Here is a 21531-nt window from a genome sequence, read left to right as displayed (position 1 = left end):
AAGGCTTGGTCAGGACTTGGGTTCGACCTCCCGTTTCGCATCAATCAATGCCTGTGCGGCCTGCATCACCTGAACTTGAAAGTTCCCGTGCATTCCTCCTCCAGCGCGGCCTGTACCTTCGCGCGAAACCACGCGTCATACGAATTGACATCAACCGCCACGGAAATGCTCCTCGAGCCCGATATCCAGCAGCTTGCCGAGGTCATCGGGCATGTCTGCAACGTGCACAGCAATTGGGAAACGGTGCCCCGTCAGGTCAGGCGCGCATTGCTCCTCTAGCCCGAGGTGCTGCCTATCCTTTTCCGCCTCAATCATTGTGCTTTCTCCGGCCCTATTATCAGCCGAGCTACATCTTCCAGCGGGGCGTCGTAAACGATAATGCCAAAGGGTCACAGCAAGCTGGCCCACTTACCGATCGGGCACCGCTTCAAGGGAAGTTTCGAACCGCTTGCCCGCCGCTGCAGCTTCTTTCAAGAGCGCGTCGAAATTGTCAGGTGGATTGCCATCTTCCAACATCCCTTTGAACGTCGCATAGGCATCCGTCTTGCTGCCGTAGGCGCGCAGGGTCTTGTCGTCGTTCACCCAGGCCACCACGATGACCTTTGCATCGCTGTTGAACCGATAGAAAAGCCGATACTGCTGGAAGAATTTCGCCCGGAACCAGTGCTTGCGGTGATCGCCGAGTGTGCCGCCTTGCCGGAAGGCGGCGGCACCCGGATCTGCCGGTATGGCCTCGGTGACCAGCTTGAAGATGGCGGCCAGCCGTTTCGTCGGGTTTTTCTTGCGCCAGGTCTTAGGATCACGTGCTTTACGCGCCTCGACCTCCTGGGTCAGCCCTTCGAGCTGGTCCAGAAAGAGCGGATGCGCATAAATCGACCATCCGTTTACGACAAGGGGCGCCCCTGCGGGCACGCTATCGCCGCTCATTCATCCTCGGGCGATAGCGGCGCATCGAGATCGACGTTAACGTCTCCGACAAGTGCTGCAAGACGGCCATGCAAAGCCCCATCGAACGCCCGAATGCGATCCGGATGCGCCTTGATATCGGCCTCGACAAAATCGAGAAAGGCGCCGAGCGCGGGATCGTCCTCGTCGCTGCGCACGGGCTCGATATAGACCCTGCCACTCGGCTCGGTACAGTAACGAATCTGGTCGCCCTTACCCAACTTTAGCTGTTTGCGCACACCCGCCGGCACGGTCGTCTGATACCGGTCCGTGAGTTTCGAGACATCTTGTGCGAGCGCTGTCATGGCAGTCTCCTGAAAGAAAAGGGTCTTTGCTACTCGTGATATGTAATGCATTTGCATTGTCATGTCAAGACAAGCCGCAGCATCTGCTGTCGCCGGGCAGGCCGATGAACCGTCCGGCGCAGGACCTAATCTCGCCCGACCAGGAACTCCGCCAGCACCGGGCTAGCCGCACCTTTCGCGGAGCTGAGCAGCTCCGAGCCCGCAAGCGAGGCCTTTGACAGGCGTACGAGCCCACCAGTTTCCTCGATGCGGTAGCAGCGGCGTTTTTGCCGCCCGCGCCTGTAGTGGGTCGCGGTGACAATCTGGCAGGTACTGCCATCGGTGAGCGTCACAGGTGCTGCGAGCTTGATCTTGTCGCCTTCCTCGTAGTCCGGGATCGACGCCCAGTCCCGGCAGCGCTGACGCCAGTCCTGGGCGTAGCTGTCCGGGTCCTTCAGGTCGGAGAGAAGCTCGATCAGCCCAAGGGGAGCACGAGACTCGTTCGGGCCAGCGCTTTCCTCCATGTCCTTGTAGCCCCAGAAGCCGTCATCATATCGGGTGAGGAAGACAGCGCCAAAAGTGATCGACCCGTCCGCATCGGTCACATAGGTCGTGTCTTCGACAGGGGTGCCGTCGAGATTGATGACCTTTGACGCCGCGTACCAAGTCGAACCCACCTTGCAGGCTTTGACCAGTTCCGTCTTGCGCCTTTCGCCCTCGAAGGTGGACAGCCGAGCAATCTCCGCTTTCTCATCCGCGTAGGATTTGACGCGGCCGTCGGTGTAGAAAAGCCATCCCATCACGCCGCCCTCCGGTCATCGATTTCCATCAGCGCATCGAGCGGCACGCGGTAGGGCTGCATGGCGTCGAAATCCTCGCAATTGCCGCAGTTCTGCACGATCGCGAAGGTGTCGCAGGCATCCTTGAGAATGACCCGGAAGGTGCCGCCGAGGCCCGAGGGCACCTCGTAGGTCCCGCCGATGAGATAGTCCGAAGCCCGGCGCACGAAGACGCGGATGCTGTGGCCATCGGTGGCGAGCCGGATGGCCCCCCGCCCCCGGTCGATGAGCACCTGCACGTCATCCAGGATGTCGGTGTAGAACTGGCCGGTCAGATCGCGAAACGCCATGCGGCGCTGCGCCATCCAGTCGGTGTCCCGAAACGGGTTCATGCCTTCGGCGAAGGCGAAGGACGGATCGGCCTGTTCGGTGGTGACGATGCGGGTGGTCGTGCCATCGATGCCGTTGGAGCGCAGATGCACACCATTGCCGACGATGAGGATCAGGGCGGGCCTGTCCACGGGTCCGTTCCAGTTGGGCAGGAAGGTTTTGCAGGCGCGCGCATGGGCGATTTGCGCCGCGACAGCGGAGGCAGAGAACTTGAGAATAGCCATGGAGATGTCTTTCCGTTGGGTATGAGAGGATCGACCCGCGCGCGCGAAATACTTCGCGCGGGTCGCATGAGGTCTCAGGCCGCTTGCGCGACCTCGCTGTCAGGCTCGGGGGTTTCCGCAGCGGGCTCCGCCTCATCACGGGCGACACCGGCGGTCTGCATCATGGGCGGGCACCAGGCGGCCACGGCAGCGCGCTGCGCGTCCGTGAGCGTGGCGAAGGGCTCGGCGAAGAGCTTGTCGCAGAAGGCCACGATCTCCTTCTTGCTCGACGAGGCCAGCGTCACAGCCTCCTGGGCCAGACCCAGATCCTCGCCGAGGATCTTCAGGAGCCAGGCCTTCTTGAAGCGGTTGAAGAGGGCCGCATTCGGCGTCCAGTGGGCGCGGATGTCGGGCATGATCTCGATCTCGAACGCATGCATCAGGCTGTCGCGCTGGCGGTCCCGCGCGAAGCAGGACTGCGTGGTGCTGGCCGTGGCATAGGCCACGAGCTTGGCCTTCTCGCCGGCCTCCAGCGCGCGAAACGCCGCGAACTGATCGGCGGGCGCGCGGGTGTCATCGAGCCAGGACAGATCAAGCGCATCATGCGCCGCCGCCACCTGCTCGAGCGAGGTCTCGTCGATCTCGTCCATCTTGGCATGGCTGCGGTATTCCTTGCGGGCATCGATCTTGATCGCCTGCGTGACACTCATGCCACTGGCCAGAACGTCACTGACCAGCTTGAAGAGCGTCAGATCGAGCGTGGCTTCCGGATGCAGCGCCATCGCGGTGCCAAGGGCCATGGCCCGCTCGGTCTTGAGATCCTCGGCCAGTGAGGCCGGGTAGCTGATTTCGCCGGCGTCCGGGGTCTCCTCCCCGGTCGGGCTAGCCGAGGAGCCGCGCGCGCCCTCCTTTTTGACGGTGTCTTCCGGGCGGACGAGGCCAACATGGAGGGTCAGCTGCCCGCCCGACCAGGACGCGATCACGCCTGCACGGGCGAGGTCCTCGTTGCTGTAAGCCTCCTGCAGATCGCGCGCTTCGTCTTCCAGAGCGTCCACGCGCTCGTAAAGGGCATTGTAGGCACCGTCCTCGAGCCCCTCATCCTTCATCTCGAGCTGCAATTTCTCAAGCTCGGCGGTGATCTCATCAATGCGCTTCTGGGCAGCCTCATCGGGCTCGATCGGGCCGGGATAGACGCGGCCGTAGTCGGCCATGGTCGCGTAATCATAGCGCACCATCGCATCGGCCCAGGCAAAGCCCAGCCTCACGCGGGCCTCTTCAGCGGCGGCCCCGAGCTTCTCGAGCAGGATGGTCTCGACTAGAGCCGCATCCTCGAGCACGGAATGCTCTTCCAGAAGGTCAGCCGCGACGGTGCCGCCGCGTGCCTCGTAGTCGTCGCGCACGAAAGCCCCGATATCGTCGCTGACTTGCACGCCGCGAGATTTGAGCGCCTGTCGAACGGTGTAGGCCTGTAGATAGCTGTCTTCCTTGGTCAGCGCCTCGTAGACCTCCTTCTGCACCTCCTGGCTCGGGTGCTCGGCAAAGGCCTTCATCGTGTCGAGCGTGATCACCTTGGCCCGGGCCGCGGCGCGGATGTCGGGGTGGATAAGGCCATAGCGCAACCGGCCTTTCACGGCCGCGACCGTGGCGCCGAAGGTCTTTGCGATCGTCTCGGGCGTCTGGCCGTCGACCTCCATCATCCGGGCGAAGGCCTCGAACTCGTCGATGGCATTCATCGGTGCCTGGGTGATGTTCTCGGCGAGCGACAGGGCCGTGATGACGTCGCAATCCTCAGGGACAAGGCGGCAGTCGACCTTGGTCTTAGCGGTGAACGCCTTGGCGGCCTTATCTGCCGCCAGCTCCTTCAGGGCGGCATGGCGGCGACCGCCTGCGAGTACGGCATATTTGCCGTCGATCTTCTGGACCAGGAGAGGCTGGAGCAGGCCCAGAACAGCGATGCTGGCTTTCAGATGCGCGATGTTCTTGGGGTCATAGGTTTCCGGGGAGTTGCTGCGCACGTTGGCGGGATGGGCGACAAGGTCGCCGATGGCGACAGAAACGGGCTTGAAGCTTGCGGTCATGGGATATCCTTTTCGGTGGGTTTGGAGCGGCCCGCGCATTCAGATGCGCGGCCAATCCCCGTCTTCAGGGATCAACACAACAAAAGGCCCACTCTCCCTTTGAGAGGTCCGTGGGCCTTCATCGCCTGGGGTGTCAGGAGAGGGTGTCCCCTGCCCTACCAGTCGCGCGCCAGCATGATGGTCAGCACGCGCATGGTGGTGGCGGGATTGTCCGGGGCCTCGGCGCCATAGCGGAAGTCGGAATCCGCTTCGTACAAATCCAGTTTCCAGAACACGGTCTCGCCACGGATCTCGACCGCCCCGAAGTCATGCCATCCCTCAGGGTCGTTCTCGGGCTCGAATGTATCGAACGCTCCGGTGGCCTTGACCGCCTCGGCCATGAAGCCGTCACCAGCCTCCATAAGCGAGCGCGTGACATGCATGCGGCCCTGTATAGGCTGCGCGGGCGGGACCCCGAGGCAGGCGAGCTTGCGAAACGCGTCGTTCTGCGCGGCGATCACGGTCGGGTTCGGGCGGTCTGTCTGGGGCTGTGCGGTGATAGTCATGGGGCATTCCTCTGAAAAGTTGAAACACCCTTCCAAAAGCCAGCTTTAACTTTTGCCGTCACACACTTCTCAAGCGGCCTTGGCGCCCTCCCCTGCCCTGCCCGCCTCCGATTTGGCGATCAGATAGTCGCAGGCGCGCTGCGCGTCAGCGGCGTGCTTGAAGATGGCGCCCTTGTCCGAGCGCAGAACGCGCAGCCAATTGTAGAGATACGCCGCGTTCATCTCGAGCGTATGGGCCGTAAAGCCGAGCGTCTGGCCAAGGAACACCGAGGTCAGCTCGGCGACGATCTCTTCGCGGGCATAGGCCGTATTGCCGAAGCGCGAGAGGCCGTAGTCGCGGTTCAGCCGATGGCGCGCCTTGGTGGCATGGGCCAGCTCATGGGCCCAGACCCCGTAGAAATTCCGCGGGTTCTCGAACCTAGAAATGGATGGCATGAACACCTTGTCTACAGGCGGCAGATAGTAGGCTTCCGTGCCCGTGAAGACGGTCGTGATGTCAATGGCGTCGAAAAACGCCTGCATGTGCGGGATGGGCTCGGACGGCGGATGTTCAGGCACTGGCTCCGGGTCAGGGAAGAAGCTGTCGGGCAACCCTTCGATCTGGCAGGCGTTGAACACGCGATAGGATTTCTGGAAGCGGAAGACGCGGGCCTCATCCCCATCGGCCTCGTCGGCGTCTCCAGACGCCTCGTCCTGTTTCCGGCTCTGGCCGTAATAGACCACCACGGAGGATTTTTCGCCCTTGCGCACCTTTGCATCCAAGGCATTGGCCTGTGGCAGCGTCATCCAGAAGGGCGAGCTGTGGCCCGCCATCATGGTGCGCATGGTCAGCAGGAAGTTGTTGACCCCCTGGTAAGGCTCACCGCCCACGCGCAGGGGACGAGAGCTGCCGCCAGCGGTCCAGGGCTTGCGCCACGGCAGAACGCCGCACTCGATGATGCGGATGATTTCGTTTGTGATGACCTCGGAGGCATCGAATTTTGGCGTGCGGGATCGGGCCATGGCTGGCCTCCTTTCGTGTGTTGGTTAGAAGTTTGGGGATCAGGTTGACCGACGGGACCGCGGATCGTTGGCGATCTTGGCACCGAGCTCTTCGACCATGTCGATGTAGGTGGTCAGCGAGACGCACTTGCCGGCACCCGAATGCTCAGGGTCGAGCGATCCGTCCCGCGCCACGCACGGCAAGTTAGCGAAGGCGATGACATCACTGATGGGTCGGATATCGATGAACGGGGTTCCTCGTGCGACCGCGAGGGCGGCCAAGGGAAAGCGCTCGATCGGCGCGAAGGTCGACACGGTGGTCCAACCCAGATGGAGGAATGTCCCACCCTCCCCGCAGATCACATGTGCGTTTGGCAATGACGCCGCCTGCTTCAGATAGCCGAGATCACGCAGGACGATCTGGCGTTCGAGCCGCTGTGCCAGCGCCGTATGGTCAGTTCGGCGCAGCTCTCTATGCCGCCACCAGGAGGCGGCGGTTGCGCGGAGCACGCGCAAGACACCTGATTGCATAGGAATGCCCTTCATCCGGAACGGCAGACCGGAACCCCGCCCGGACCCATCTGAGGGACCCCAAAGGCCCTCATCCGTCAGTCACAAAACCCGAAGTCCACTTTCACTTTCCTCGGCCCCTTTGGACACACAACAAAACCGAAAAGCCCGGCATATCTGCCGAAGCCTTTGATTTCATGCAGCAATTCTAGATCGGCACCCAAGATCGGCAACGCATATCGGCAAAACCTTGCCTGTGGCTCCGAAATGTGTATGTTTTTCAATTACTTTACAATCATAGAAGATCGGCAAAAATGCTGGAAACACCCGCCAGGATCGAACCCTGCTTCTTCGAGGAGCATATTCCTACAGAATTGGCAGACCTTTCGGTCGACATCCAGAGGGAAGCCACCGGGCTGGGACAAGGGCTGCATCCTGACAGCGCAGCCGAGCTTGCCGATCTCGTCCGCGTGATGAACTGTTACTACTCCAACCTGATCGAAGGGCACAACACACGCCCCCGCGACATCGAAAAGGCGCTGGCTGGCGCCGAGCTTGAGGAAGAAACCCGCCCTCTCGCCCTTGAGGCCCGGGCGCACGTCATCGTTCAACGGGCCATCGATGAGATGCATCGCATAGGCACCCTGCCCCGCCCCACATCTGTCGAATTCCTGACTTGGGTCCATAAGAGCTTCTACGACGAGATGCCTGATGAGTTTCGGGTCATCGAGCATCCCGATGGCACACAAGAGCCCATCGTTCCGGGGTGCATGCGCCAGGATGACGATCGGGAAGTTGCGGTCGGACGCCACCTACCCCCCTCATCATCGCGCGTTGCGGCATTCATGGACCATTTCGACAGACGGTTTCAGATTGCGGCGCGGTCTTCGAGCGGAAGGATCATCGCGATCGCCTCTGCACATCACCGGCTGAACTACATCCACCCTTTCCCGGATGGTAACGGCCGTGTCAGCAGGCTGATGTCTCATGCGATGGCCCTCACAGCGGGGATTGGTGGCCAAGGGCTCTGGTCCGTATCGCGTGGGCTGGCCCGCGGGCTGACCGACCGGGGTGAGTACAAACGGATGATGGATCTGGCCGACAGCCCACGCCGCGGAGACCGCGACGGACGGGGAAACCTGTCAGAAGCGGCACTGAAGACGTTCAGTGAATGGTTCCTAAAGGTGACGTTCGACCAGATCACTTTCTCAGCAAGATTGTTCGATCTCGGCGGATTGGACCAACGGTATCGTCGTCTCGTTGCAGATACCATCGATGACAAGCGAGCGCCGGAACTGATTTCGGCGGTTCTTCGGCATGGCGCACTGGAACGTGGTGACGCGCAGATTGTGCTCAAGACGTCCGAACGTACTGCTCGCAACACACTGAGTAAACTGACCACCGCCGGATACCTGACTTCTGCCTCACCGAAGACTCCGGTGCGGCTGGCGTTTCCGTTGGATTATCGAGAGCGGCTCTTTCCAAACCTTTTTGGTGATGATGACCTCCCACAATAACTTTAGGGATTTAGGGTGTAATGCCTGACCGCATATTTCTTCCATGGCCGGCGAGATTTCCAACAAGGCTCGCTCGTGTGTCACTTGTCCACCGCGGTGGACATCTGCTGGTCTGAGATAAACTGAAGAACCACCACGCGCCGTTAGGGGCGTTTGGACAGTTGTGGTTGCCATAAGCGCTGTTTCCCGTTCGAAGTCCACCGCGGTGGACATTAGACGGTTTGCTCATTGGTTTCGGACAGTCGCTTGATCAAAGCTAATGGGTCAAATTGGTTTTGTCTTTGACCCAGGGTGATACTGTGGAAATACGCTCCAAAATCCCTGATGCGTTTTCCGAGCTGTAGCATGATGAAGATCGCGCATGACGTTTTCTGAGCTCCTACAGCATTCTTGGCTTTCTCGAAAGTTTCTGGGTGAATGCCCATCATGGGTGCAAGTGTTCGAGCATGGTTTTCAATGTCCAACCAGTTTCTAAGTCTCTCAGTGGAGAACGATGTCGCCTGATCGCAGACTGAGGTAAGCAAGTCTGGTTTCAGGGCCTCATCGCCTACGTTGCTATCTAAATCTTTTCTTCCTTTCTTAGACTTAGATTGATGCCGGACAGTTTGTCCGTCATTGGCGGGCAATTCCATAGTTTCAGGTGGGCCATCCGGGGTAGATAAACTCTGGCATTTTGCATCTGTATTGGCGAGCAGAGCGTGGTATTCGGGGAGGCTCAGCTTCCTGCGTAGAGCTTTCCGTGCGTGGTTGATGAATGTGTTGCTGGGATCATGCTCTTCCAAATGGGCGAGCTTGGTAAGGATCTGTTTGCGAATAAATATCCGATCGCGCCGGTTATTCTCTATCTCTTGCGCGATGGCGATAAGCTCGCTCGCACGTTGGAGCAGGGGGGTGAGAGACAATCCATAACTGATGCACTCGCCGCCGGATGAGCGTACGCGGTAGCGCTTTCGGTTCGAGCTGTCATTGCGCTTGATGAATCCGAGTTCAACGAAGCGGTTGATGTGCCTGCGGAGTGTCCGTTCGTCGATCCCGCCAACGCGCTGGCAAATGGTGTAGTTGGACGCAAACACCGTTTCGCCGTTGCCAGGTTTCAAAAAGCTGAGCATTGCTTGAAGGGTCTGGATGTGGCCAGGGCGAAGCCCGAACACGCTGCGCGCGTCTCTCAGGGCCCGGAAGATGGTCCAGATATCGATTTCAGATGCGGGAATTGAGCCGCGTGATGCATCTGCACCAGCAGCCTCGATTGATAGTTTTGTAAATGCCATGATTTGATCACGATGACCGTTTGGCCCACAGCTTCCCTGTCTCCTCCCAAGATTTCATCTGGGAAAAGGCAATAAAAATCGGTTCACCGAATCGGTGACTCTTGACCGGTTTGCTGGAGGTTGCTACATCATGAGTGCAAATCGAATGATGAGGGCTCTCCAGGGGAAACTTTGGGGGGCTCTTTTCTTTCTGGTCTTCGCTTTTCTCCTTTGCTCGGGTTCCTCTATGTGGCTTGGGTTAGGACCCAGAGCCGCTCTCATTCCGCCACTCATCGAAGAGTTGCAAAAGCGTAGCTTCCGCACGTTCCTCGAGCCACTGGCCGAATTCCGGGTTGTCCTTTTTGGCGATCTTGATGGCGATCGCTTTCTGATCGACTGTCAGCGTTCCGACAGTGTCGCCGCTCTCATTCTTGACGACGGACGTCACGCCGCGACTGGTCGGTTTCTTGTCTGCACGCGCCTTGTGCGAGCAAGCAGAATAGACTGCCTGAAATCTCTCGGGGCTTGGAGTGTCGTCGGGCAGGGCGGCGATCACCTCTTTGGCCGAATTCACCAAGTCTACCTTTCCCGATAGGGCCGCTAAATCACCCCACTGCCGTCTTCCGATGCCATGTGCCGGCCCGATAAGCTGAACAAGCCCATCAGGCAGTTGATCGATAACGACCCGGTGGTTGGACACGCCTTGCCGGGTTAACCCCAAAGCATCCTGAATGACGCCGGGTTTGTACCCAATTTCCTGCATCTCTCTGATAAACAGAGATTTTTCGATGAAAGACGGATCAAGTCGAAGGTTGTTTTCTTGACCCTGTGCGATAAGCGAGGCGTCGTCGTCCAATGTGCGAACGATTGCCTTGACCGTTCCTCCGATTTTGCGGATCGCTGCCAGTCTACGACGGCCGTAGATGATGCGGTATCTGTCGGGTTGGCCCGATGGGCGGACCATGATCGGCACTTGTTGGCCATGCTTGCGAATGCTCTCGGCAAGCTCGTCGATACTCGTATCTTCCAGCGCCAACCGATCGCGAAGGCCAACCATGTCAATCTGACCGGGTTCGATGTCCCGGATCGAATTGGCCGTGATTTCGCGCAAGGAGTCCCGCAAACCGCCAACAGAGCCGGGCAGCTTTGCAGTTTTTTGCAGGGTAGGGGAGGGAGCCGCGCTCTCTTTTTCGTCCTTCGGAGGTTGGTTGAAAATGTTTCTGGCCATCAGCGACGCCCCCATGCCATTTGGATCGTCTGCTCCAGTTCATCGGCAACGCCGTTCACGCTGGTCAGAGCGCGATCAATCGTTTTCCTGATGAACTGGCCGGGATCAACTTCATAGACGGTTTGCTGGGTCATTCCGGCGTCAGAGATTGCGGTAGACTTCAGCATGGGTTCAGTCATGACCTGGCCGGCGAGAATTGATCTCAGGTAGCCAGCCATTTGGGTCTGTGGCCCATCTGACGGCTCATACCTTGTGATCAGGAATTTGACGAAATCCCATGTCACACGGCGTCCGATCGCTTCTTCAACGGCCTTTACCGTTTCTGACGCAAGTTTCAGGAACTGGCTCATGGAAGCGATATCCAGCATTCCTGGCACGACCGTCACCAGGAGCCCTGTAGAGGCCGCCAATGCCGTGAGAGTCAGAAAGCCGAGTTGAGGAGGGCAGTCGATCAGTACGATGTCGTAATTTGCCTCTACCTCCTCAAGTGCCAAGGCGAGGCGCTCCGCAAAAATGGGCTGCATCCGACGGGCGAGTGCGTTTGCTGTCTCGGTTTCGTACTCCGAGAGCATCAAGCCGGCCGGAACCATGTCGAGTTTGTGAAAGTAGGTCTTTTGGATCACGTCAGAGAGCGGAACCTGATCCTCATATCTCAGAGCATCATAGATTGTTCCGCCCTCGGCGAACTCGAGCTCAGGCCGAAAGCCGAAAAATGTGGTCAAACTTGCTTGCGGATCGAGATCCAGGACCAAAACACGGTAGCCGCGCAAGGCATAACGCTGTGCAAGATGAATCGTCGCTGTTGTTTTCGACGAACCACCTTTGAAATTGACGACCGAAAGCACCTGAAGTCGGTCGCCATCGCGTCGACCTGGCCGATACGATTCGGCGTTCTTTCCTGTGCGCTCCAAGATGTTGCGCAATTCGTCCACTTCTTGGGCTGTATAGAACCGGTGCCCGCGGTTATCAGTATGCACTTCCGGGAAGCTACCGTCCTTGTGCCGGTTGCGCAGGTTAGACGTGCTTACGCGCAGGAGACCGGCAACTTCGGTCGAGCTGAAACGCCGCAAGGCTTTACGCTCTTCGGGTTCGAAGGCGATCTTCATCTGCCGATCCAAGGACTCGGCCAGATTGTCGGCAAACGTGCCGATGTCAGAAGAGCCTATGCCTTGCGCATATCCAACGTTTCGATCATCCATATCCTGCCGCCCGCTCTTGGCCTCTGTTAAGGCTCTTGATCATTTTGACGACGCACAACGTGTCTGACGCAATTTGCCGTCAGAATGGGAATGCCACGATCCAGTGAGTCCGGCAAGAAGAATCTAGATGTAGCGCAAAAGTTATCCACAGCACCTATAGGTGTTGCCACGTAAAAAAACAGCAAGTCATTGAAATGGATATATTAAATGCAGATCCAACCGAATCGAGCCGCCACTCTGTTGAGTTGGCACAATAGTAGCTAACCCCAAGCAACTAATGGCACTTTCTGCCTCCTGCGGAGTTTTCTCCCGGTGAAATTTTTTGGATTCGGGTCAGAAGCTACACCTGATCTTGGCTCGATTCGTACGGCATGAGGCCGAGTCGTTCCGCCCGCTCCAACAGCATTTTTACCGAAGACGGCTGCCAGCTGGCGCGTCCGCGCGGGGAGCGTTCGCGCATGGATTCCAGCCGGTCACAGATCGCCTAGAGCGTGATGTCAGGGTCCGCGCCCTTGATGCCAGCGACAATCACGGGCAGGCGGTCGTCGGTTTCGCGTCGTCCAGCGCGACCAAGCACTTCATTGGGCAGAAACCCGTCGCGCACATAGGCTTTCACTGCGCGCAGAAGTCGGCTTTGCGTCCAGTGGCGGTCGTAGGGCAGGGAGCCATTGATGATCCGAAGCACATCTTCCCAGGCCATATCGGGTCGAAGTCGTCGGACATGTGGCACCCAGTCTTGAGCCGTCTCGTTCAGCCGCTCCATGTAGCCGTCTTGCCGCGCGAGCCGCACCTTGCGTAGCGCCGCTGGATCGCGGGCGCGTAGGCCCGGGTTCCCGCCGACCCGGCCCTTAGTACGGGCACTCGCCAGCCCCGCCTTGGTACGTTCGCGGATCAGCGCCCGCTCAAACTCGGCCGCGGCGCCCAGAACCTGCAGCGTGAACTTGCCTTGCGGGGATCCGGTGTCGATCGGGTCCTGAATGGAACGAAAGAACGCCCCCTTGGCCTCCAACCGTTCGATCACCTCGAGAAGGTGCGACAGAGACCGCGCAAGCCGGTCGATCCGAACGACAACCAGCGTGTCGCCCTTGCTGATGCGCTCCAGAACGCGCGCAAGCACTGGCCGGGCACGATTGCCGCCTGAGGCGTGCTCTTCATGGATTTCTACGCATCCAGCAGATTGCAGCGCCTCAGACTGGGGCAGGGGGGTCTGATCGTCTGTGGATACGCGCGCATAGCCTATCAGGGGCATGAAAACGGGCCATTTGCAATTTAAGGTGCCGCTACTAAACGACCGTTTGTAACCAAATGCAAGTAGGTGCTCTCTCGTCGTGCTCGTCCAAAAACCTTTGGTTTCCTTGCGCTGAAAGCGATCTGAGAGGTTTCACCTGCAGTCGCGCGCGCGTACTATATAAATGGCGCAGGCAGCGGCCACGAAAACGCCTGGGCAATGTGCAAAAAATCAGTATTTTGCACACAAGATGACGCAAGCCTCTTCTTTGACTGATGATTACGGCGACCTCCTTATCACCATCGAGGAGGATGAAGAGGCTCACGAAGACGATCTCTGGTTTCTACCTAGGTCACTTGAAGAAGAACCGGATGATTTGCCTCCAGGGCCACGGGCGGAACCGCCCGACACTGCTGTCGTCGAAGACTGGGCAAAAGCAGAAGGCGTTCACGCTGCGCGACTGGCAAGAGTGGCTGGACGCCTGGGAGCTCTGGATGACCGGCTGCTGCGTGGCCCGGAAGGCTGGCGGCATCGCCTCGCTCTTATCGAGGCAGCGGATCTCAGCTGGTTCGCAGGGGATCGGGTGAGTTCTGATCGTCTGGCGCTCTGGATATCGATGCGGCTGTCAGGTGCACAGGATGACCCAAATGCACTGGCAAGAGTTGGATGGGCTGTTCGGCGCCTAACAGGCGGTCCTGGACCGAAAGCTGACTTGGCCGCCTTCCTGGATCGCCGCGATCCCGAGAACATTGAAGACAGCGCTGAGCGTTTCGAGGATCGCGCGGGTGGGTGGCTGGACGTCATGGCAGCCGCAAAGGGTCTCCACCCGATCACGCGGGCGTGCATGGGGTATCACCTGTGGAGCTTGGCGGGCCTCGGACGCCACGGCGACCAGATCGAAGCTGCCGTCACCGCGTCCAGGATCGCGACCAGCGATGGAAGCGGTGCCATCTTCGCGCCGCTCGCTATGGCCGGGGCCGGGGGGCTGCGCGTTTCGGGCTTGCCACCCGAGCGTTTGGCCCGCTGGTTGGATGGGATGAACAGCGCAATTCTAACGGCGATGCGAACACTTGATGATATTGAAGTGTGGATCGGGCGGGCAGAAAACGTCATGGCGCAATTATCTGGCCGCACGCCGGTTGCCTTGCGAAAGGTTTTCACGGAATGGCCCTTGGTCTCCGCCCCGATGGCTGAGGCCATGACCGGAGCCAGCCGCGCCGCCGTTCAGCGCAATCTCGCATGGATGGAGGCAAGCGGTTTGATCCGCGAGGTGACGGGGCACGGGAGGTATCGCATGTGGAAAGCTGACCTAATATAGGTCATTTGTCGAGGCTGACACCGGCTTGACCTGGCACGCTTTAGTGCCGCCCCAGATGATCGTTTAAGCCACTTTCCGTTCGAATGCGACAAGGCTTTTCCAGCCCAAAGCGTTCGTTAGCCATTCGTCTCACGTTTTGTGACAATTGATCGCTTGAAGCTCCAGTGGGTGAAGGTTGTAACCAGGCGAAAGAGGCACGACCGAAGGATTGATCATGAAGCTAATTAAAGACTCATTTATCTCACGTCGCGGAGCGCTGCTCGGTGCGGCCGCAAGTGGCGTGTTCCTAGGAGCAGGCGTTGCAACAGCGCAAACCACAGCACCACTTGCTACGCCACCAGTGCGCCGCAATATTTCATCCTTCAGCACCTCAAACTGGCGGGATCACTTCGATAATCTAAACCACGGTGCAATCCTGTGCGACATTGATTCCCGAGCGGTGCAATATTGGTCAGAGGATGAAAGTGTTTATAAGCTGTATCCGTCGAGCGTTCCGGAATCCGAAGAACTGACAAAACGCGGATACACTAGCGTTATCAAGAAAGTGGAAGGACCAAGCTGGCGCCCCACGCCTTCGATGAAGATCCGCAATCCGGATTGGCCAGACTATTTTCCACCCGGTCCAGACAACCCCTTGGGTACACACGCCCTCTACCTTTCATGGCAATATTACCGCGTCCACGGAACGGGCGACACGCGGAAAATTGGCCGCCAATCGTCGAACGGATGCATCGGCCTTTACAACGAACATATCAAAGAACTGTTCGCTTTGGCTGAGGTAGGAACACAAGTGAAATTGTTCTGATCGCGCACCTAGCATGACTTGTTAAAGTCTTTTTTCGTGTACCGGCGTTCATTCAACGTTCACCGTTCGAAAGCCACAGCTTCATGAATCGAAGAAAATTCCTCCTTGCCGCCGGGGCTGTTGGCACTTTGGCCAGTCAGCCAGTTTCAGCCCATGTAGTGCTGCCAAAGTATGATTTACCGCCGGAGTATTTACCTCAAGTAGTGAGCATTCCAGAGGGCTCCGCTCCATACGAAATCCATGTTGTTCCAAGCCAGTTTGCCCTGTTCTGGACCCAACCCGATAACACTGCAATTCGCTACGCTGTCGGGATCGGTCGCCCGGGCCTTTACGAGGCAGGCGAATTCTATGTGGGGGCAAAGAAGGAGTGGCCCAGCTGGACACCGACCCCGGGCATGTTGCGTCGTGAACCGAAAAAGTATGGACCGTTTCGGAATGGAATGCCTGGCGGTCTGAGCAACCCTCTAGGTGCGCGGGCCCTCTACCTTTTTCAACCGGGACGCGGGGATACCTTTTTACGTGTGCATGGCACAAATGACCCAAGCACTATTGGCAGTGCCGTTTCAAACGGATGCGCCAGATTGGTTAACGATCAGATTGTCCAGTTGTATGATATGGTTCCGCTGGACACGCGTGTGATCCTGTACCCCGCAACTTTCTAGGGTCAGGATGCATTGATTTTCAAAGCGCTGCGTGATTCACGGCCCGGAAAACGGAGCGGTGACATGAGCGACCTTTTCTGGCTGACCGACGAGCAGATGGCCAAGCTTTCCCCTTTCTTTCCCAAGTCCCACGGCAAGCCTCGGGTCGACGACAAACGCGTCTTGAGCGGGATAATCTTCATCAATCGCAATGGCTTGCGCTGGCGCGACGCGCCTGAAGCCTATGGACCGCATAAGACGCTGTACAGCCGGTGGAAGCGCTGGAGCGAGAAAGGCATCTTCGCCAGGATGATGGTCGGCCTGGCTACCGGACACCGCGAAGAAAAAACCGTGATGATCGACGCGACCTATCTGAAAGCACACCGTACCGCGACCAGCATGGCCGCCAAAAAGGGGGGCGCGGTCGCCTGATCGGTCGAACCAAGGGCGGCATGAACACAAAACTGCATGCCATCTGCGACAGCCAAGGACGACCGCTCAACCTGTTCGTCACCGCCGGACAGGTCAGCGACTACATCGGCGCACGGGCGCTGCTCAGCAGCCTTCCAAATGTCGAATGGCTGCTCGGGGATCGGGGCTACGACGCTGATTGGTTCCGAGAAGCATTGCAAGACAAGGGGATACGCGCCTGCATTCCCGGCCGAAAGCAACGCAAGACCCAGGTCAAATACGACAAGCGCCGCTACAAGCGGCGAAACCGCATCGAGATCATGTTCGGGCGCCTCAAGGACTGGAGGCGCGTGGCAACCCGCTATGACCGCTGTCCAAAGGTCTTTCTCTCAGCCATCGCGCTCGCAGCAACCGTCATCTACTGGTTATGAATCCTGACCCTAACGAATTGTCGCTGCGCAACTTCGGACCAGGTATCGTGCGAGCAGTTTTCTCCTCCCAAGCAAACTGGAAACTGCAAGGATCGCATGTTTACTCACGAAAATTTGCCCTTGAACCTCTAGCCACTAGAAGTCCTATCTGTTCAAGGAGAACACATACCGTTCTTGCCATCAATCGCCGGTGGGAACCGAAAGGGTACGACATGCTGACAAGACGACACTTCATTCAAACAACAACGGCGCTATTTTCTGCGACCGTTCCCGGCGTGACGTTTGCCGATAGCTGGCCCACCGAGGCGCAGAAGGCTGAATGGGACGCACAGGTGACGCCTCCAAATTATGTCCCCGAAACCTCCAATCCCTGGGATTTGCACCCGCGGTTCCTGCCGCAACGAGTCCTTGCGAAGGCCGGTCTCGTGCCGGGAGATATCCATGTCGACGCGGTCGCACGATATCTTTACCACATTGAAGAGGGTGGAACCGCGATGCGCTACGGCGTGGCCATCGCGCGGGGGAACCTCTACGAGCCGGGTGTCTATACCATCAAGCGCAAGGTCAGGTGGCCGCACTGGCAACCGACACAGAGCATGATCAATCGCGACCCCGAACTTTATGCTGACATTGCCGATGGCATGGAACCGGGACCGGAAAACGCGCTTGGATCGAGGGCGCTGTATCTCTACGTCGGGGATCGCGATACCCTTTTGCGCATCCATGGCACTCCGAGCCCACGGAGTATCGGTGGCCGCGCAAGTTCGGGCTGCGTACGGATGGTCATGGCTCATATCAATGATCTTTACCCGAACGTCGAGACCGGCTCTACGGCCTATCTTTACTCGGCGGAGGACAGCGTGACTGCCCGCAGCTAAGCCAAGCAGCGGACGGCAAACGCAATTAAGTTTCGCGAGGGGTGCAGATACGATTGCCGTTCGCCGTGCGCAGCGGCAGCAAGGTTGTTTCTACGGGGCCGCTGTGTTTGTACCAGTAGCACCCGTCTTCCGGTACCAAGCGCGCAGTTGCAACATCCTGATCCGGGGCAGCCATTGCAATCACGGCTTCGGGAACGTTGCCCCCCTGTTTTGCCACGTCGCCCGGTCCAGTCGGCTGGACTGCGCACCCGGCCGTGAGCGACAGCGCCACTGCAACCATCATTTTTTGCTTCAGAATCAAAACCCGCATTAAGTTTCCTTTCGTGACTGTTTTTCTTTGCAGCGGCTGTTCATGCCTCAAGGCGTGATAGAGCCAGTCACCGCATCCTCTAGCAATAAAACAATCTGAAATACCACCGTATTTTGCTCTTGAAGCTCTAGCCACTGTAGGGGCTATGTCATGGTAAAGCACCCGAATCCAGAGGTCCATTCATGCCGTCCGACACCCATCGTCACGACCACGATCACGCCGAAGATGCCCAGACAAGCGGCGGCAGCTGCTGCGGGAGCGCCGGAACGTGCGGCGACATCGTTCCGGCGACCCCCGCGCCAGCGGGCGGGCGCAGTTTTCAGGTGTCCGGCCTCGATTGCGCCGAGGAGGTAGCAATCCTGAACAAGGTGGTCGGCCCGAAGATCGGCGGGGCCGAACATCTTGCGTTCGACGTGATCAATGGACGGATGACTATCCTCGACAGCGCCAAGAGTGTATCGGACGGCGAAATTGCAGAACTGGTCGCAAGCACCGGCATGACCGCCAAGCCCTGGGATGCCGAAAACGCGTCGGTCGACCAGGCGGCCCATCTTGCACGCCAGCGGCTGTTTACGGCGCTCAGTGGTGGCTTCTGGGCCGCGGGATTTCTGTGGCACATCATCGAGACCGGCATGGGGGGGGCACTTGGCCTCTTCGCAGGGCACGGCGAAGCGCCGATGCCACTGGTCGAGGCAGGGCTATTCGCGGTCGCGATCCTGTTCGGTGTTTGGCTCGTGGCGCCCAAGGCATGGTCGTCCGCACGGCGGCTGTCGCCCGACATGAACCTGCTCATGGTCGTCGCAGTCGCGGGTGCAATTGGCCTCGGCGAATTTTTCGAGGCGGCGACGGTTGCGTTCTTCTTCTCGCTCTCGCTTTTCCTCGAAAGCTGGAGCGTCGGGCGTGCGAGGAATGCGGTTTCAGCTCTGCTGGACCTGGCGCCGCCGACGGCAAGAATTCTTTATGATGACGGTTCGGAAGCGGACGTACCGGCTTCCGCGGTTGCTATCAACGCACGTTTCGTCGTGCGCGGCGGAGATCGCATCCCATTGGATGGTGAGGTTGTCGATGGGGCAGGGGCCGTCGATCAGGCGCCAATCACCGGAGAGAGTGCGCTGGTCCCAAAGGAACGGGGCGACGAAGTCTATGCCGGTACGATCAACGGCGAAGGCACACTGACGGTGCGCGCCACGAAGGCCGCCTCGGACACCGTGTTGGCCAAGATTATCCGCATGGTCGGCGACGCCCATGCCCGCCGTGCGCCGGTGGAGCAGTGGGTGGCGAAGTTCGCCCGCATCTACACGCCTATCGTCATGGCTCTCGCCATTGCAATTGCCCTGCTGCCGCCGCTCATTTTCGGTGGGGCCTGGGATTATTGGTTCTACAATGCACTCGTGCTGCTGGTGATCGCCTGCCCGTGTGCTCTGGTCATCTCGACACCGGTCTCCATCGTCGCCGCACTCACCGCCTCAGCGCGGGCTGGGGTGCTGATCAAGGGCGGTGCATATGTTGAGGCACCGGGCAAGACCACTGCACTGGCCATGGACAAGACCGGCACGATCACCATGGGCGAGCCGGAGGTGGCGGCGGTGCATCCGCTGGGCAAAGCATCGGCGCAAGATCTGATGACCCTCGCCGCTGGGCTGGAGGCACGTTCCTCGCATCCCTTGGCGCGCGCCATTCTCGCGCGGGCAGAAGCCGAAGGCATCAATGTGTCCGCCGCGCAAGATACCCGAACCGTTCCAGGTAGGGGACTTGAAGGACGCACAGACGGCCGGTCGATCTGGCTAGGGTCCGACCGGTTTGCCGAGGAGAAGGGTTTCGGCGACGCCATTCCGAAGGATCTGCGCGACCGCATCGAAGGGGCCGGCAGCACCCTTGTTGCCGTGGGCGACGACACCGGCGTCACCGGCATCCTGGAATTGCGCGACCGTATCCGCCCCGATGCCAAGGGCATCGTGGCACAGCTCCACGCGCAGGGCGTGAAGACCATCGTCATGCTGACGGGCGACAACGAGCGGACAGCGCGCGCTGTTGCAGCCGAGGTCGGCATCGACGAGGTCCGTGCCGAGCTTCTGCCCGAAGACAAGGTGACAGCTATCGAAGAACTGGTCGAAACGCATGACATGGTGGCCATGATCGGCGACGGGGTCAACGACGCCCCGGCCATGGCGCGCGCGCATTACGCCATCGCAATGGGTGCCGTTGGTTCGGACGCGGCAATCGAGACGGCGGATATTGCCCTGATGACAGACGACCTCGGGAAGGTGCCTTGGCTGATCGGTCATTCGCGCCGGACAATGTCGATTATCCATCAGAACATCGGTATTTCCTTGGCGACCAAGGGCGTTTTCGTTGTCGCTACCGCTTTCGGAGTGGCATCGATGTGGGGCGCTATTGCAGCCGATGTAGGAGTGTCATTGCTGGTGGTGGCCAACGCCCTGCGCCTGCTGAACAGCCAAGAGGCCAAGGCGCCGCCGTCTGGCGGTGAACAGGTTGGCGAAGGCTTGGCCAAAGGAGCGCTGGCACATGGTCATTGAACTGGGAGAACCCGGAAAGGAGCCGAGACGAGACATGAGCGTGAAGGGCAGGATGATGTGTCCGGTTTGCGAGGTGCCCTTGAGCATGACCGACCGCCAGGGGATCGAGATCGACTTCTGTCCCGATTGCCGGGGTGTCTGGCTCGACCGGGGTGAACTGGACAAGATCATCGAGCGTTCGGCACCCGATGTGGCGCCTCAGCGGGTGCCTGAGCCGCGCGGCTACGACGATGATCGCGGCTACCGGCGCGGAAAGCACGGCGGCGGCGACCGCAAGCACGGCTATCGACGCAAATCCTGGCTTCACGAGTTGTTCGATTAAGGCTTGCCGTGGTCTCCCTGCCGGTCGCCCTCAAGGCGCTGCGGTAGGCCCGCAAGGCATTCAGCGGTGAGCAGGTTGGTCCAGAGATGGCAAAGGCCGCGCTTGCCCACGGACATTGATCACGCAGCATTTGCAAGGTAACGTAATGTCCATATCAGACCTCACGAAAGAGGCATCGAGCAGTGAAAACCATCCGATTTCCCCGCCGCGCCGTCCTGTTGGGCGGATTGGCAGCGTTTTTGTCTGGCTGTGCCAGCAAGTTCCGCAGCTATGGCGGACCCGAAGTGACCCGTGTTCGGCTTTACAAGGGGCAGCGTTTGCTTGTTCTGGACGGAGCCGATCGCGTATTGCAAACCTATCCGGTCGGGCTGGGTTTCGCTCCTGAGGGTCACAAGCAATTCGAGGGAGACGGCCGGACCCCTGAGGGCGCTTACGTAGTCGATAAGCGCAACCCCGACAGTACGTATCATCTTTCGGTTGGCATCTCCTATCCGAATGAGGCCGACATCGCCTTTGCTGAAGCGCAGGGCCTTTCCCCCGGCGGCGACATCTTCATCCATGGTGGTCCACGCCCAGGCATCGACCCAACGGACGTCCGCGACTGGACAGCTGGCTGCATCGCGGTCACAGATCGGCAGATCGAGGACATCTATGCAATGGTGAAAGACGGAACACCGATCGACATCTACGCCTGATGGGAGGAGATGATCTTCCGTCAGATCAGGCAAATCGTCGGCACAGGGC

General features: G+C 59.2%; 23 protein-coding genes and 1 pseudogene. 9 read left to right on the top strand and 15 right to left on the bottom strand.

What is annotated here, in order from left to right; all coding sequences use genetic code 11:
* Window positions 1-65 precede the first annotated feature (65 nt).
* From ACGYLX_RS16950 to ACGYLX_RS16905, 10 genes are all read right to left on the bottom strand, one after another.
* Window positions 66-206 (bottom strand): hypothetical protein, encoded by a 141-nt coding sequence (locus ACGYLX_RS16950; RefSeq protein WP_394450906.1) that lies wholly within the window; start codon window positions 204-206, stop codon window positions 66-68.
* The gene (locus ACGYLX_RS16945; protein ID WP_170850626.1) at window positions 151-315 is read right to left on the bottom strand and encodes a hypothetical protein; all 165 of its coding nucleotides are present in this window, start codon (window positions 313-315) and stop codon (window positions 151-153) included. Before ACGYLX_RS16945 ends, ACGYLX_RS16950 begins: the two co-directional genes overlap by 56 nt.
* A gap of 93 nt (window positions 316-408) precedes the next feature.
* Window positions 409-927, bottom strand: a complete 519-nt coding sequence (locus ACGYLX_RS16940) for a type II toxin-antitoxin system YhaV family toxin (protein WP_394450904.1) — start codon at window positions 925-927, stop codon at window positions 409-411.
* Window positions 924-1250 carry a type II toxin-antitoxin system PrlF family antitoxin gene (locus ACGYLX_RS16935; RefSeq protein WP_394450902.1) on the bottom strand — a complete coding sequence of 109 codons (327 nt, stop codon included), beginning with the start codon at window positions 1248-1250 and terminating at the stop codon, window positions 924-926. Before ACGYLX_RS16935 ends, ACGYLX_RS16940 begins: the two co-directional genes overlap by 4 nt.
* Before the next feature lie 125 nt (window positions 1251-1375).
* Window positions 1376-2029 (bottom strand): DUF6927 domain-containing protein, encoded by a 654-nt coding sequence (locus ACGYLX_RS16930; RefSeq protein ID WP_394450901.1) that lies wholly within the window; start codon window positions 2027-2029, stop codon window positions 1376-1378.
* Window positions 2029-2622 (bottom strand): regulator, encoded by a 594-nt coding sequence (locus tag ACGYLX_RS16925; RefSeq protein WP_276154153.1) that lies wholly within the window; start codon window positions 2620-2622, stop codon window positions 2029-2031. Before ACGYLX_RS16925 ends, ACGYLX_RS16930 begins: the two co-directional genes overlap by 1 nt.
* A gap of 74 nt (window positions 2623-2696) precedes the next feature.
* On the bottom strand, window positions 2697-4679 hold the full coding sequence (locus tag ACGYLX_RS16920; RefSeq protein ID WP_394450900.1) for a ParB/RepB/Spo0J family partition protein: 1983 nt from the start codon (window positions 4677-4679) through the stop codon (window positions 2697-2699).
* Window positions 4680-4834: 155 nt separating this feature from the next.
* Window positions 4835-5224 (bottom strand): DUF3768 domain-containing protein, encoded by a 390-nt coding sequence (locus ACGYLX_RS16915; protein ID WP_394450899.1) that lies wholly within the window; start codon window positions 5222-5224, stop codon window positions 4835-4837.
* A 69-nt stretch (window positions 5225-5293) separates the two neighbouring features.
* Window positions 5294-6226 (bottom strand): ArdC family protein, encoded by a 933-nt coding sequence (locus tag ACGYLX_RS16910; RefSeq protein WP_394386540.1) that lies wholly within the window; start codon window positions 6224-6226, stop codon window positions 5294-5296.
* 39 nt (window positions 6227-6265) lie between these two features.
* The gene (locus tag ACGYLX_RS16905) at window positions 6266-6751 is read right to left on the bottom strand and encodes a hypothetical protein (RefSeq protein WP_394450897.1); all 486 of its coding nucleotides are present in this window, start codon (window positions 6749-6751) and stop codon (window positions 6266-6268) included.
* A 278-nt stretch (window positions 6752-7029) separates the two neighbouring features.
* Here ACGYLX_RS16905 and ACGYLX_RS16900 point away from each other — a divergent pair, with 278 nt between their 5' ends.
* A complete protein-coding gene (locus ACGYLX_RS16900; RefSeq protein ID WP_394450895.1) occupies window positions 7030-8232 on the top strand; it encodes a Fic family protein in 1203 nt (400 codons plus the stop codon).
* A 212-nt stretch (window positions 8233-8444) separates the two neighbouring features.
* On the opposite strand, the gene repC is transcribed toward ACGYLX_RS16900, so the two are convergent.
* From repC to ACGYLX_RS16880, 4 genes and pseudogenes are all read right to left on the bottom strand, one after another.
* Window positions 8445-9500, bottom strand: coding sequence for a plasmid replication protein RepC (gene repC, locus ACGYLX_RS16895; protein WP_394450893.1), 1056 nt, complete (start codon window positions 9498-9500; stop codon window positions 8445-8447).
* A gap of 238 nt (window positions 9501-9738) precedes the next feature.
* Window positions 9739-10707 (bottom strand): plasmid partitioning protein RepB, encoded by a 969-nt coding sequence (gene repB, locus ACGYLX_RS16890; RefSeq protein ID WP_394450891.1) that lies wholly within the window; start codon window positions 10705-10707, stop codon window positions 9739-9741.
* Window positions 10707-11906, bottom strand: coding sequence for a plasmid partitioning protein RepA (repA, locus tag ACGYLX_RS16885; protein ID WP_103764504.1), 1200 nt, complete (start codon window positions 11904-11906; stop codon window positions 10707-10709). Before repA ends, repB begins: the two co-directional genes overlap by 1 nt.
* Before the next feature lie 340 nt (window positions 11907-12246).
* Window positions 12247-13155: pseudogene (locus tag ACGYLX_RS16880) on the bottom strand (recombinase family protein).
* Window positions 13156-13384: 229 nt separating this feature from the next.
* On the opposite strand from ACGYLX_RS16880, the gene ACGYLX_RS16875 reads away from it, so the two are divergent.
* The 5 genes from ACGYLX_RS16875 (at window position 13385) to ACGYLX_RS16855 (ending at window position 17618) form a co-directional block, all read left to right on the top strand.
* Complete coding sequence (locus ACGYLX_RS16875; RefSeq protein WP_088635931.1) at window positions 13385-14452, top strand: hypothetical protein; 1068 nt, start codon at window positions 13385-13387, stop codon at window positions 14450-14452.
* Between the two features lie 214 nt (window positions 14453-14666).
* Window positions 14667-15257, top strand: a complete 591-nt coding sequence (locus tag ACGYLX_RS16870; protein ID WP_088635923.1) for a L,D-transpeptidase — start codon at window positions 14667-14669, stop codon at window positions 15255-15257.
* Between the two features lie 83 nt (window positions 15258-15340).
* Entirely contained in the window at window positions 15341-15919 is a 579-nt protein-coding gene (locus ACGYLX_RS16865) for a L,D-transpeptidase (protein ID WP_009815505.1), read from the top strand.
* A 63-nt stretch (window positions 15920-15982) separates the two neighbouring features.
* Window positions 15983-16740, top strand: a protein-coding gene (locus ACGYLX_RS16860; protein WP_088635922.1) for an IS5 family transposase whose coding sequence is annotated in 2 segments (ribosomal slippage) — window positions 15983-16307 and window positions 16307-16740 — 759 coding nt in all. Because the reading frame shifts where the segments join, the coding sequence is not laid out codon by codon here.
* A 212-nt stretch (window positions 16741-16952) separates the two neighbouring features.
* Window positions 16953-17618, top strand: a complete 666-nt coding sequence (locus tag ACGYLX_RS16855; RefSeq protein WP_088635921.1) for a L,D-transpeptidase — start codon at window positions 16953-16955, stop codon at window positions 17616-17618.
* 25 nt (window positions 17619-17643) lie between these two features.
* On the opposite strand, the gene ACGYLX_RS16850 is transcribed toward ACGYLX_RS16855, so the two are convergent.
* A complete protein-coding gene (locus ACGYLX_RS16850) occupies window positions 17644-17928 on the bottom strand; it encodes a hypothetical protein (RefSeq protein ID WP_088635920.1) in 285 nt (94 codons plus the stop codon).
* Between the two features lie 182 nt (window positions 17929-18110).
* On the opposite strand from ACGYLX_RS16850, the gene ACGYLX_RS16845 reads away from it, so the two are divergent.
* The 3 genes from ACGYLX_RS16845 (at window position 18111) to ACGYLX_RS16835 (ending at window position 21482) form a co-directional block, all read left to right on the top strand.
* A complete protein-coding gene (locus tag ACGYLX_RS16845) occupies window positions 18111-20465 on the top strand; it encodes a cation-translocating P-type ATPase (protein WP_271690351.1) in 2355 nt (784 codons plus the stop codon).
* A 34-nt stretch (window positions 20466-20499) separates the two neighbouring features.
* Entirely contained in the window at window positions 20500-20787 is a 288-nt protein-coding gene (locus ACGYLX_RS16840; RefSeq protein ID WP_071974146.1) for a zf-TFIIB domain-containing protein, read from the top strand.
* Window positions 20788-20969: 182 nt separating this feature from the next.
* The gene (locus tag ACGYLX_RS16835; protein ID WP_035367119.1) at window positions 20970-21482 is read left to right on the top strand and encodes a murein L,D-transpeptidase family protein; all 513 of its coding nucleotides are present in this window, start codon (window positions 20970-20972) and stop codon (window positions 21480-21482) included.
* Window positions 21483-21531 lie beyond the last annotated feature (49 nt).

Source organism: Sulfitobacter sp. 1A13496 (assembly GCF_043557225.1).
GTDB classification, from domain to species: domain Bacteria; phylum Pseudomonadota; class Alphaproteobacteria; order Rhodobacterales; family Rhodobacteraceae; genus Sulfitobacter; species Sulfitobacter faviae.
This window is presented reverse-complemented; position numbering and strand designations above follow the sequence as displayed.

Bases quoted from the DNA above. Each gene is read 5' to 3' on its own strand.
- ACGYLX_RS16950 (WP_394450906.1), bottom strand. From the start codon at position 206: ATGACCTCGGCAAGCTGCTGGATATCGGGCTCGAGGAGCATTTCCGTG.
- ACGYLX_RS16945 (WP_170850626.1), bottom strand. From the start codon at position 315: ATGATTGAGGCGGAAAAGGATAGGCAGCACCTCGGGCTAGAGGAGCAA.
- ACGYLX_RS16940 (WP_394450904.1), bottom strand. From the start codon at position 927: ATGAGCGGCGATAGCGTGCCCGCAGGGGCGCCCCTTGTCGTAAACGGA.
- ACGYLX_RS16935 (WP_394450902.1), bottom strand. From the start codon at position 1,250: ATGACAGCGCTCGCACAAGATGTCTCGAAACTCACGGACCGGTATCAG.
- ACGYLX_RS16930 (WP_394450901.1), bottom strand. From the start codon at position 2,029: ATGGGATGGCTTTTCTACACCGACGGCCGCGTCAAATCCTACGCGGAT.
- ACGYLX_RS16925 (WP_276154153.1), bottom strand. From the start codon at position 2,622: ATGGCTATTCTCAAGTTCTCTGCCTCCGCTGTCGCGGCGCAAATCGCC.
- ACGYLX_RS16920 (WP_394450900.1), bottom strand. From the start codon at position 4,679: ATGACCGCAAGCTTCAAGCCCGTTTCTGTCGCCATCGGCGACCTTGTC.
- ACGYLX_RS16915 (WP_394450899.1), bottom strand. From the start codon at position 5,224: ATGACTATCACCGCACAGCCCCAGACAGACCGCCCGAACCCGACCGTG.
- ACGYLX_RS16910 (WP_394386540.1), bottom strand. From the start codon at position 6,226: ATGGCCCGATCCCGCACGCCAAAATTCGATGCCTCCGAGGTCATCACA.
- ACGYLX_RS16905 (WP_394450897.1), bottom strand. From the start codon at position 6,751: ATGAAGGGCATTCCTATGCAATCAGGTGTCTTGCGCGTGCTCCGCGCA.
- ACGYLX_RS16900 (WP_394450895.1), top strand. From the start codon at position 7,030: ATGCTGGAAACACCCGCCAGGATCGAACCCTGCTTCTTCGAGGAGCAT.
- repC (WP_394450893.1), bottom strand. From the start codon at position 9,500: ATGGCATTTACAAAACTATCAATCGAGGCTGCTGGTGCAGATGCATCA.
- repB (WP_394450891.1), bottom strand. From the start codon at position 10,707: ATGGCCAGAAACATTTTCAACCAACCTCCGAAGGACGAAAAAGAGAGC.
- repA (WP_103764504.1), bottom strand. From the start codon at position 11,906: ATGGATGATCGAAACGTTGGATATGCGCAAGGCATAGGCTCTTCTGAC.
- ACGYLX_RS16875 (WP_088635931.1), top strand. From the start codon at position 13,385: ATGACGCAAGCCTCTTCTTTGACTGATGATTACGGCGACCTCCTTATC.
- ACGYLX_RS16870 (WP_088635923.1), top strand. From the start codon at position 14,667: ATGAAGCTAATTAAAGACTCATTTATCTCACGTCGCGGAGCGCTGCTC.
- ACGYLX_RS16865 (WP_009815505.1), top strand. From the start codon at position 15,341: ATGAATCGAAGAAAATTCCTCCTTGCCGCCGGGGCTGTTGGCACTTTG.
- ACGYLX_RS16855 (WP_088635921.1), top strand. From the start codon at position 16,953: ATGCTGACAAGACGACACTTCATTCAAACAACAACGGCGCTATTTTCT.
- ACGYLX_RS16850 (WP_088635920.1), bottom strand. From the start codon at position 17,928: ATGCGGGTTTTGATTCTGAAGCAAAAAATGATGGTTGCAGTGGCGCTG.
- ACGYLX_RS16845 (WP_271690351.1), top strand. From the start codon at position 18,111: ATGCCGTCCGACACCCATCGTCACGACCACGATCACGCCGAAGATGCC.
- ACGYLX_RS16840 (WP_071974146.1), top strand. From the start codon at position 20,500: ATGAGCGTGAAGGGCAGGATGATGTGTCCGGTTTGCGAGGTGCCCTTG.